Genomic DNA, 1,126 nt, shown 5'->3' with positions numbered 1-1,126 from the left:
GAGGAGCACGAGATGCTCCGGGAGTCGGTGCGTGCGCTGGCGGAGGCGAAGATCGCTCCGTTCGCGGCGGCGGTGGACGAGGAGGGGCGTTTCCCGCAGGAGGCCCTGGACGCGCTGGTCGCCAACGACCTGCACGCGGTCCACGTCCCCGAGGCGTACGGGGGCGCGGGCGCGGACGCGCTGGCCACGGTGATCGTGATCGAGGAGGTCGCCCGGGTGTGCGGCTCCTCCTCCCTCATCCCGGCGGTCAACAAGCTGGGCTCGCTGCCGGTGATGCTCTCCGGCTCCGAGGAGCTCAAGGCGAAGTACCTGGCCCCGCTCGCCGCGGGCGAGGCGATGTTCTCCTACTGCCTGTCGGAGCCGGAGGCCGGTTCGGACGCGGCCGGCATGAAGACCCGCGCGGTGCGCGACGGCGACACCTACGTGCTCAACGGGGTCAAGCGGTGGATCACCAACGCCGGGGTGTCGCAGTACTACACGGTGATGGCGGTCACCGACCCCGACAAGCGGTCCAGGGGCATCTCCGCCTTCGTGGTGGAGAAGGGTGACGAGGGCGTCTCCTTCGGGGCGCCGGAGAAGAAGCTCGGCATCAAGGGCTCGCCGACGCGCGAGGTGTACTTCGACAACGTCCGCATCCCCGCCGACCGGATGATCGGCGCGGAGGGCACCGGGTTCGCCACCGCGATGAAGACCCTGGACCACACCCGGGTCACCATCGCCGCCCAGGCCATCGGCATCGCCCAGGGCGCCCTGGACTACGCCAAGGGCTACGTGAAGGAGCGCAAGCAGTTCGGCAGGCCGATCGCCGACTTCCAGGGCGTGCAGTTCATGCTCGCCGACATGGCGATGAAGCTGGAGGCCGCCCGCCAGCTCACCTACGCCGCCGCCGCCAGGTCCGAGCGCGTCGACGCGGACCTGACCTTCTTCGGCGCCGCCGCCAAGTGCTACGCCTCGGACGTCGCGATGGAGGTCACCACCGACGCCGTCCAGCTCCTGGGCGGCTACGGCTACACCCGTGACTACCCGGTCGAGCGCATGATGCGCGACGCCAAGATCACCCAGATCTACGAAGGCACCAACCAGGTCCAGCGCATCGTCATGGCCCGCAACCTCCCGTAACCCACCC

Annotated in this window: 1 protein-coding gene; it reads left to right on the top strand. The window is 69.8% G+C overall.

Annotation, left to right across the window (positions count from 1 at the left end):
• Nucleotides 1-1,119, top strand: a 1,119-nt coding sequence (locus tag QK442_RS36165) for an acyl-CoA dehydrogenase family protein (RefSeq protein WP_282698382.1), incomplete at its 5' end; no start/stop codon positions are given.
• Between the last annotated feature and the right edge of the window lie 7 nt (nucleotides 1,120-1,126).

It is taken from the genome of Streptomyces sp. CC208A, from assembly GCF_030010625.1.
In the GTDB taxonomy this organism is placed as follows: Bacteria; Actinomycetota; Actinomycetes; order Streptomycetales; family Streptomycetaceae; genus Streptomyces.
Note: the sequence above shows the minus strand (reverse complement) of the source record. Positions and strands in the feature narration are given on the sequence as shown.